Source organism: Affinirhizobium straminoryzae (assembly GCF_007004135.1).
Classification (GTDB): Bacteria; Pseudomonadota; Alphaproteobacteria; order Rhizobiales; family Rhizobiaceae; genus Neorhizobium; species Neorhizobium straminoryzae.
Window position 1 is genome coordinate 50,915 of record NZ_VJMG01000048.1, and the last position, 9,490, is coordinate 60,404.

The window sequence follows — 9,490 nt, forward strand, 5'->3', positions numbered from 1 at the left end:
AATCGGTCAAAAAGTGTGATGATTGGGAAAGCATGGCGAAGGGGGGCGACTGATCCAAGATCAGCCTCCGGTGACGCTCATGTGGCGGGCAACCGCGGGGCGGTTGTTGCGGTCGATGATGAAGTCGTGGCCCTTCGGCTTGCGGGTAATCGCCTCGTCGATGGCGGCCGAGAGATAGGCGTCATCCTGCGATGCACGCAGTGCCGTGCGCAGATCCGCCGCATCGTTCTGGCCAAGGCACATATAGAGCGTGCCGGTGCAGGTGAGGCGCACGCGGTTGCAGCTTTCGCAGAAATTGTGGGTCATCGGCGTGATGAAGCCGAGGCGGCCGCCGGTTTCCTTCACCGTCACGTACCGGGCCGGACCGCCTGTCTTGTAGGCGATGTCCTCCAGCGAAAACGTTTCCTCCAGACGCCCACGCAGTTCGGAAAGCGGCATGTACTGATCGGTGCGGTCCTCGTCGATCTCGCCCATCGGCATGGTCTCGATCACGGTGAGGTCCATGCCGCGCCCGTGGGCGAAGCGCAGCATTTCCGGGATTTCGTGATCGTTGAAGCCCTTCAGCGCAACCGCGTTGAGCTTGATCTTCAGCCCCGCCTTCTGCGCGGCCTCGATGCCCTCCATCACCTTGGAAAGATCGCCCCAGCGGGTAATGGCGCGGAATTTTTCGGCATCGAGCGTGTCGAGCGAGACGTTGATGCGGCGCACGCCGCATTCGTAAAGCTCGGCCGCATGGCGGGCGAGTTGCGAGCCGTTTGTGGTCAGCGTCAATTCGTCCAGCCGGCCCGCCTCGATGTGGCGCCCGAGCGCGCGCACGAGGAACATGATGTTCTTGCGCACCAGCGGTTCGCCGCCCGTCAGCCGGAGCTTGCGCACCCCCTTGGCGATGAAGGTCGAACAGAGCCGGTCCAGCTCTTCGAGCGTCAGCAAGTCCTTCTTCGGCAGGAAGGTCATGTTTTCCGCCATGCAGTAGGTGCAGCGGAAATCGCAGCGGTCGGTCACGGAGACACGCAGATAGGTGACCGCGCGACCGAAGGGATCGATCATCGCACGGCTGTCGGCCGTCAGCGGGTGGGAAGCGGCAGGTGGATTGACCAGACTGTTCAAGCGATGTCCTCCATCCGCGGAATCTGGGTTGGCAGGCGCGCGGCGTCAAGTCCAAACTCTGGTCCGGGTGAATGGTCCTGTCACAAAAGAGGGATAGGACCACCGGCTCACTATTTCTGCCGCTGCCTGTTCGAGCGTGACCGCAAGGGCGGACTGGAGGGCGGCCGCGACAGCGTCAAATGGGACATGATCCGCCACATCCTGGTGGCGACGCCGAAGAACCGGGCGCGCTATGTAGAGCTGTTCCAGCAGATCACGGTGCCGAAGATGCGGGTGGAGTCGCCTGCGGCCCTGCATGCGCTTTACGCGCGCTGGGGGCTTCAGCGATAGCAAGCGGGACGCCCGGCTGCTATGGCAGGACAAGACGCCGCCTGGCGCCCCTTGCCAAGACAGCGCGACAATCCATCTTGCAGGAAACGGATGACGACCATGAACAGCACACCCGATCATGCCTGGCCCACGGAACTGCGCGTCTCGCAGGACAGGCGCACCCTGACGGTTGCCTTCGATGACGGCGCGCGCTTTGCGCTGCCCGCCGAAATGCTGCGCGTTCTCTCCCCTTCGGCCGAGGTGCAGGGCCATGGCCCCGGCCAGAAGGTGACCGTGCCCGGCAAGCGGCAGGTGGCGATCCGCAACGTGGTGGCGGCCGGTAATTATGCGGTGCGCATCGCCTTCGACGACGGACATGACAGCGGCATCTACACCTGGCGCTATCTGCGCGAACTCGGCGAGGACGGCGCCACGCTGTTTGCCGCCTATGAGGCGGAGCTTGCAGCCAAGGGGCTGAATCGCGACACGCCCGCCATGGCGCGTTAGCCCGCATGACAGAGCGCCCCGCAGCGACAGGTCACGGCGCTGGCATACATAGGAGAGGGCGTGGGAGAGGACGTGACGATGCTCCGCCCGATACCGGTGACGACTGGCTGCGGGACGAGCCGCAGGGTGATCGCGAGGTTGGCTTCCCTGAACTCTTTTTCGACCTTGTCTTCGTCTTTGCCCTGATCCAGCTGTCGCATGCCATCGTCAGTGACCTGACCCCTGTCGGGCTTTTCGAGGGCGGCCTTGTGGCACTCGCCCTCTGGTGGGTTTGGAACCATACCGCCTGGGTGATGAACACGCTGGATCCGCAGCGCACACCCGTGCGGGTGCTGCTGTTCGCCCTGATGTTCTTCGGTCTGTTGATGGCGTCTGCCATCCCGGAAGCCTTTGCGGAAAAGGGGCTGATGTTTGCCGGCGCCTATGCCGCCATGCAGGTCGGGCGCTCCCTGTTTGCGATCTATGCGTTCCGTCAGGTGCGCCCGGCCCTGCGCCGGAATTTCCTGCGCGTCTTCCTGTGGTTTTGTCTCTCCGCTCTCTTCTGGATCGGAGGAGCGATGTGCGGCGAGGAGATGCGCCTGTTGCTGTGGGCGCTGGCGCTCGTCCTCGAATATGCGGCGCCTGAACTGCGCTTCTTCGTGCCCGGTCTTGGTCGCTCGCATGCCGGTGACTGGGATATTTCCGGCGAACACATGGCCGAGCGCTGTGCGCTCTTCGTGATGATCTGTCTTGGCGAGAGCATTCTGGCGATCGGCCGCAGCTTCGCCGACGAGGACCTTTCCCCGATGCTGGTGGCCACCTTCATCGGGGCCTTCTCGGTGACGGTGCTGATGTGGTGGATCTACTTTCACTTCGGGCAGGCAAAGGCGAGTCGCGAAATCGAGGAGGCAGACCAGCCGGGCGAGGTGGCGCTGCATGTGTTTACCTATGGCCACATGCCCGTTGTGGCGGGCATCATTCTTTCGGCGGTGGCGGCCGAGCATCTGCTGGCCCATCCGGGCGAGGCGGGCGATCTCGGCCGTGCTGCGGTCATCCTCGGCGGCCCTTTCGTCTTTCTCGCGGGCAATCTCTGGGTCAAGCGCATGACCACGGGCCGCTTTCCGGCCTCGCATGTGGCGGGGATCGCCGCGGCGGCGGTGCTGATGGCGATTGCGCCGCTGCTGAAAACGCATTGGACGGCGCTCGGCGCGCTGCTGGTGCTGCTGGGTGTGGCCGTGCGCGAATACCGGCAGCTCGAGCGCATTCCTGCGGTTTCCGACGATCCGGGCGACGTCCGCGGCGAGTGACTTTGCTGGCGGGCCCCGGGGGTGACTAATCGGGCCTGCGCCGCTTGATGCGGGCGCGCAATGGCGTAGTGTGCCGCCCGTCAGTGCATCCATCGGCCAGCAGGAGGACCTCATGTCGATCATCACCAGCCCGGAACAGTTGCGCGAGATCTACAGCGGCTGCTCGGAAGCCTCCCTTGCCAAGGTCACGCCGCGGCTGACGGAGGAATACCGGCAGATGATCGAGGCCTCGCCCTTCGTGGCGCTGGCAACCGTCGGTCCGGAAGGGCTGGACTGCTCGCCGCGTGGCGATCTCGGCGGTGTGGTGCGCATCGCGGACGAACGCACGGTGCTTCTGCCGGACTGGCGCGGCAACAACCGCGTCGATTCGCTGATGAACATCGTGCGTGATCCGCGCGTGGCGCTGATGTTCCTCATTCCGGGTTCGAGCAGCGTGATGCGCATCAACGGTCGTGCTGTCGTCTCGATCGAGCCGGCGCTGCTTGCCAGTTTCGAGATGGATGGCAAGCATCCCCGCACGGTGATCGTGACCACGATCGACGAGGTCTATTTCCAGTGCGCGCGTGCGGTGATGCGGGCGGAACTCTGGAACCCCGAGCGCTTCCTCGATCCGCAGAGCCTGCCGACGCCCGGCGCCATGCTGAAGGCCGCCAAGGCGGATTTCGACCAGGAAACCTACGACCGCGAATGGGCCGCCCGCGCCGCGGCAACGATGTGGTGAGCCTTCACTGCTGGTAGATCAGCCAGCCCTTGCCGGAATATTCCTTGCGCATGCCGTCCTCGAACAGCACCGTGCGGTTCTTGCCACCGTGCTTGGCGCAGTAAAGGGCGATGTCCGAACGCACGTAAAGTTCGCCGGGATCGGCGGCCTGCGAGCCCATGGCAAAGCCGATCGAGGCGGTAACCGGTCCGTAATCGACACCGGTGCGTGAGTTGCGGAATGGACGGCTTTCCAGTGCGCGGCGGATGCGTTCGCAGATCGCCATCACCTCCTCGGGCGTCTTGTGCTCGAGGATGACGGCGAATTCCTCGCCACCGGTGCGTGCGACGAACATATCCCTGGCAAGGCTGGAGCGGATGATCGCGCCGACGGATGCGAGGATCTTGTCGCCGACCGGATGGCCATGCGTATCGTTGATGCGCTTGAAGTTGTCGATGTCGGCGAGCACCAGCGCCGTGACGGGCAGTTGCATGGGCTCGTCATAGATGGCAGCCAGCCGCTCATCGAAAGCGCGACGGTTTGCAAGCCGCGTCAGCGAATCCGTGTTGGCGATGCGCTTGTATTCGTCGAGTTCCCGGCGGACCTCCTCCATTTCCTGGGAATGGTGGGCAACGCCCTCGGCCGTCTTCTCGCCGTTCGCCAGCGTTTCGTCGGTGGCGGCGGCCAGAATGTCGATGACGTTGCGCAGGAGATCGACCGACAGCGTGCTCTTGGCGCTGATGCGGCTCGCGGTTTCGCCGAGCAGCCGGTTGTAGGTTTCGAGAGAGGCATGCTCCTGCCGAAGCAGGGTCAGCAGCGCATCAAGCTCGCCTTGAAGCCGGCTTTGGGCGCGCTCCACCAGCGCTGCCCCATTGTGACCGAGATGGCTTGCTGCCAGCGCATCCAGTTCCTCCTGCCGCGGCGCACGCAGGGCGAACAGCGAAAGCTCGCGGGTGAGCGCCGGATTGGTGCCGATGTAGGCCTCATAGAACAGCTGGTAATTGCGCGGAATGGCGGCCACGCCCATGCTGCGCATGGCGTGCATGATCTGCGTCGCGATATCGGAGGCTTGCGCCTTGTGCGCCACGGCCGACGTCATTCTGCCACTCCGGAGCTGCTGGCTGGTTCCGGCACGATGATTAGCGGCAATTGATGTGAAAACCATTAAAACTGAATATAACCGCGCTGCGACCCATGCCGCACGCGATCTCAAAGCTTTTTGGTATCAGGGTGTTGCCAGCAGGGGTTGAGGTTCTTGCTCAGCAATATCGCGGCGGTGGGCGCGACAGGGTTCTGCCGGGCAGGACAGGGCCGCCCGGCAGAAGATGGCGTGCTGCGGCTTACTTCGGGCCGATCATGTTTTCCGGGCGGACATACTGGTCGAACTCTTCGTTCGTCAGGTAGCCGCCGCCGACGGCCTCTTCGCGCAGCGTCGTGCCGTTCTTGTGCGCGGTCTTGGCGATCTTGGCGCAGGCGTCATAGCCGAGCCTGGAGTTCAGCGCCGTCACCAGCATCAGCGAGTTTTCCACGCCGCGCTTGATATTGTCCTCGCGGGCCTCGATGCCGACCACGCAATTGTCGGTGAACGAGACGGCGGCATCGCCGAGCAGCTGCACCGACTGCAGGAAGTTGTAGGCCATCATCGGATTGTAGACGTTGAGCTCGAAATGGCCCTGGCTGCCGGCAAAGGTGATGGCGGCATGGTTGCCGAAGATGTGGGCGCAGACCTGGGTCATGGCTTCCGACTGGGTCGGGTTGACCTTGCCCGGCATGATCGAGGAACCGGGCTCGTTTTCCGGGAGCGCCAGTTCGCCAAGACCGGCGCGCGGGCCGGAACCGAGGAAGCGGATGTCGTTGGCGATCTTGAAGAGGGCTGCCGCGGCGGCATTGATCGCGCCATGGGCAAAGACCATCGCGTCATGGGCGGCGAGCGCCTCGAACTTGTTCGGCGCGGTGACGAAGGGCAGGCCGGTGATCTTGGCGATCTCTTCGGCGACCTTTTCGGCAAAGCCGACCGGAGCGTTAAGGCCGGTCCCGACGGCGGTGCCGCCCTGGGCCAGTTCATAAAGGCCGGCCAGCGAGATTTCGAGGCGCTTGATGGCAGACGCGACCTGGGCGGTATAGCCGCCGAATTCCTGGCCGAGTGTCAGCGGCGTCGCATCCTGCGTATGTGTGCGGCCGATCTTGATGATATGGGCAAAGGCCTTCGACTTGGCGTCGAGAGCGGCATGCAGGTGCTTCAGGCTCGGGATCAGGTGACGCACGATCTGTTCGGCGCAGGCAATGTGCATGGCCGTCGGATAGGTATCGTTCGACGACTGGCTCATGTTGACGTGGTCATTGGGGTGCACGGGCTTCTTGGAGCCCATCACGCCGCCCAGCATCTCGATGGCGCGGTTGGAGATCACCTCGTTGGCATTCATGTTCGACTGGGTGCCGGAACCGGTCTGCCAGACGACGAGCGGGAAATGATCGTTGAGCTTCCCGTCGATGACTTCCTGCGCGGCGGCGATGATGGTCTCGCCGATCTTGGCGTCAAGCCCGCCGAGCGCGATGTTGGCGCGGGCCGCCGCCTGCTTGACGATGCCGAGCGCGCGCACCACGGAGAGCGGCTGCTTTTCCCAGCCGATCTTGAAATTGCCAAGGGAACGCTGCGCCTGGGCGCCCCAGTAACGGTCGCTGGCGACCTCGATCGGGCCAAAGGTATCGGTTTCGGTGCGGGTGGTCATCGTCAAGCCTCTGTATGACTGAAAGGTGGCACGGGAACCGCAGCCCGGGGCCGACGGTCGCGTGCAAGCTCGCGGCGAATTACTATACGAATGGGGGGCGACTGCAAGCACTGCGAAGGGCGGATGCGGTAGTTATACTGACACCTGATTTCGTACTCCGGAGGCGCTCCTGTGCCCAGCGGAGGGACCGGGGCGTGCCCTCGCTGCAACGCCCGGCGATAAAGTTGCGGTCTGGATTGCTGGTGTCACGCCAGCGTGAAGGCCGGAATTTGCCGCGTCAGTAAAAATTTAACGAATGGTTTCTTAATCTTCTGGAAACGATATGGCGAAGCCCGTGCTGCCATCGGCACTGAAGCCCCGTCATTCGTTTGCTTTCCACGGCGCGGAGCTTGCATTAGAGACATGCGCAACAGGCTCAAGGCTCGCTGATTCATAGCTTACAAGGTGACGGGGACGAACATTGTCGCACTCCCAGAAAAAGACCAGACTCGCACTTGCCCTTCTTTCGGGCATTTCCTCCGCATGCATGGGGGCTGTCGATGCCCACGCGTTGACCCTCATGGACATGCTGCGTGGCAAGACCCGCGACAGCGTGCAGGAGCAGGTGGAGGGGCAGGCGCGTCCCGCTCCCACCCAGCGCGAGATCGATCTCAGCGATCCCGAGCCGCTGCCGAAGGTCTCCGCACCCAAATACCTGACCTACCGCACCGACGCCATGCGCCAGATCAAGGCGCAGGCTTTCCCGGCCGCGCAGGCGGCCGATGCGACGCGATTCCTCGCCTCCGCCCGCGTATCCGCACCGGCTGATGTCGCTGCCGCCGTCGAAGCCTATTACGCCAAGGGTGGTGCACCGCTCTGGGTGGAAAAGGGGGATGTCAGCGAGCGTGCCCGTGCGGTTCTTGCCCTGTTCGACAAGGCCGCCGACTACGGCTTCGACCCTGCCGACTACAGGCTGCCGGTTCCCTCTATGACGACGGCAAGCGTCGCGGACGCATCCGCGATCCCGGCCGCCCAGCCCGTGGCGTCCACGGATGGCGCAGCGACCGCCCAGCCCGCTGATGCGACCCAGCCTGCCCCTGTGGCAACGCCGGCTGCGCCTGCTCCCGTCGTTGCCGGCGACCAGCACGACCGCGACCTCATGCAGTTCGAACTCGCCATGTCTGCCAAGGTCGTGCTGTTTGCGCAGGACATGGTGCGCGGTCGCATCGATCCCAACCGCATCTCCGAATATCACGACCTGAAGCGCCGCGACGCCAAGCTCGATCTGGTGCTGCCCTTCATCCAGACCGCACCGGATACGGTGGCCTATCTGCAGGGCCTGGAACCGAAGAGCCCGGAATATCTGGCCCTGAAGGCCGAGTTGACGCGCCTGCGCGCCGAAAGCGGCAATGCCCCGCAGGTCGCCCGACTGCCCGACAATCTGGTGCTGAAGCCCGGCAACAGCAGCGCCGATCTTGCCAATCTCGTCGCCGCCATCGAGCGCCGGGCCTCCGACACGCTGAAGACGACGCATGCGGCGACGCTTGCCGCTTATCGCCAGACGCCGGAATACGGTCCGGACCTGGTCGAACTCGTCAAGGGCTTCCAGAAGGAAGCCGGCCTCAAGGCAGACGGTGTGGTCGGTCCCGCCACCGTGCGTGCCATTGCCGGCCATTCGACCGACGACAAGATCGAGAAGGTCGTCATTGCCATGGAGCAGACGCGGTGGCTGCCGGATACGCTCGGCGACCGCTACGTCTTCATCAACCAGCCGGCCTTCCGCGTCTATTATCACGATCAGGGCCGCGAGCAGTTCTCGATGCGTGTTGTGGTAGGGTCGCCCAGCCACCAGACCTTCTTCTTCCATGACGAGATCAAGACCGTGGAGCTGAACCCCTACTGGGGCGTGCCGCAGTCGATCATCATCAACGAGATGCTGCCGAAGCTGCGCCAGGACCCGAGCTATCTCGACCGCATGGGTTACCAGGTGGAAGTCGGCGGCAAGGCGGTGTCCTCCACGGCCGTCAACTGGTTCGCTTCGACCCAGTCCGTCTCCGTGCGCCAGCCGCCGTCCAGCGACAATGCGCTCGGCGAACTGAAGATCCTCTTCCCGAACGCGCATGCCATCTACATGCATGATACGCCGCAGAAGAGCTTCTTCCAGCGGGATATGCGCGCGCTCAGCCACGGTTGCGTGCGCCTTGCCGAACCGCGCAAGATGGCGGCTGCCGTCCTCGGCATCACCGAGCAGGATCTCGCCGGCCGTATCGCCCAGGGCAAGAACATGGCTGTTCCGGTCACGGCGAAGATCCCGGTCTACGTGTCCTATTTCACGGCCTGGCCGAACAAGGACGGCAAGGTCGAGTTCTTTGACGACGTCTATGGCCGCGACAGCGCCGTGGAAAAAGCCTTTGCCGCCACCAGCAAGGCGCGCGGCGCCTGAGATTTTCGAGAACGGATGACACAACGCCCGCGGTGATGAGCTGCGGGCGTTTTGCGTTTTGGGGAATGGGCGAACATCCGCAGGGCGTCGTGTCTTCGATTCGCCCCGCTTCGTCCGGCAGAGACAATCAGGCTGCCGATGCCTCCGCAATCACCGTTTCCACCAGATCTGCCGTCAGTTCCTCGAAATGGCTGATGATCCGGGTCGGCGCAAGCGTGGCGACGGGAACATCGGAGTATCCAAAGGTGACGCCGACCGAGCCGATGCCGGCATTCTTGGCGGCCATGATGTCGTTGATGCTGTCGCCGATCAGGAGGCTGTGGGCGGGGTCGCCGCCTGCGCGTTCGATGGTGCCGAGCAGATGGCGGGCATCGGGCTTGCGCACGGGGAAGGTATCGCCGCCTGTGATCGCGGCGAAGCGCCTGGTCAA

The 9,490-nt window shown here is 63.9% G+C and carries 9 protein-coding genes; 5 read left to right on the top strand and 4 right to left on the bottom strand.

Translation table 11 applies throughout. The annotated features are described in order from the left end of the window. Positions 1 to 60: 60 nt before the first annotated feature. Positions 61 to 1,047, bottom strand: coding sequence for a GTP 3',8-cyclase MoaA (moaA, locus tag FNA46_RS17115; protein ID WP_143126435.1), 987 nt, complete (start codon positions 1,045 to 1,047; stop codon positions 61 to 63). Between the two features lie 246 nt (positions 1,048 to 1,293). On the opposite strand from moaA, the gene FNA46_RS26110 reads away from it, so the two are divergent. From FNA46_RS26110 to FNA46_RS17130, 4 genes are all read left to right on the top strand, one after another. Beyond that, positions 1,294 to 1,437, top strand: a complete 144-nt coding sequence (locus FNA46_RS26110; protein ID WP_185969892.1) for a hypothetical protein — start codon at positions 1,294 to 1,296, stop codon at positions 1,435 to 1,437. Positions 1,438 to 1,536: 99 nt separating this feature from the next. After that, on the top strand, positions 1,537 to 1,923 hold the full coding sequence (locus FNA46_RS17120) for a gamma-butyrobetaine hydroxylase family protein (RefSeq protein ID WP_143126425.1): 387 nt from the start codon (positions 1,537 to 1,539) through the stop codon (positions 1,921 to 1,923). 5 nt (positions 1,924 to 1,928) lie between these two features. Continuing rightward, positions 1,929 to 3,209 carry a low temperature requirement protein A gene (locus FNA46_RS17125; protein ID WP_143126426.1) on the top strand — a complete coding sequence of 427 codons (1,281 nt, stop codon included), beginning with the start codon at positions 1,929 to 1,931 and terminating at the stop codon, positions 3,207 to 3,209. Positions 3,210 to 3,321: 112 nt separating this feature from the next. Next, positions 3,322 to 3,930, top strand: a complete 609-nt coding sequence (locus FNA46_RS17130; RefSeq protein ID WP_143126427.1) for a pyridoxamine 5'-phosphate oxidase family protein — start codon at positions 3,322 to 3,324, stop codon at positions 3,928 to 3,930. 4 nt (positions 3,931 to 3,934) lie between these two features. Here the strand turns inward: FNA46_RS17130 and FNA46_RS17135 are convergent, their stop codons facing one another. Together FNA46_RS17135 and fumC are read right to left on the bottom strand one after the other, a co-directional pair. Beyond that, on the bottom strand, positions 3,935 to 5,008 hold the full coding sequence (locus FNA46_RS17135; RefSeq protein WP_143126428.1) for a GGDEF domain-containing protein: 1,074 nt from the start codon (positions 5,006 to 5,008) through the stop codon (positions 3,935 to 3,937). 241 nt (positions 5,009 to 5,249) lie between these two features. Then, a complete protein-coding gene (fumC, locus tag FNA46_RS17140) occupies positions 5,250 to 6,638 on the bottom strand; it encodes a class II fumarate hydratase (RefSeq protein ID WP_143126429.1) in 1,389 nt (462 codons plus the stop codon). 559 nt (positions 6,639 to 7,197) lie between these two features. On the opposite strand from fumC, the gene FNA46_RS17145 reads away from it, so the two are divergent. Then, positions 7,198 to 9,060, top strand: coding sequence for a L,D-transpeptidase family protein (locus tag FNA46_RS17145; protein WP_425468775.1), 1,863 nt, complete (start codon positions 7,198 to 7,200; stop codon positions 9,058 to 9,060). 127 nt (positions 9,061 to 9,187) lie between these two features. On the opposite strand, the gene FNA46_RS17150 is transcribed toward FNA46_RS17145, so the two are convergent. Next, on the bottom strand, positions 9,188 to 9,490 hold a 303-nt coding region (locus FNA46_RS17150; RefSeq protein WP_143126430.1), incomplete at its 5' end, for an HAD-IA family hydrolase.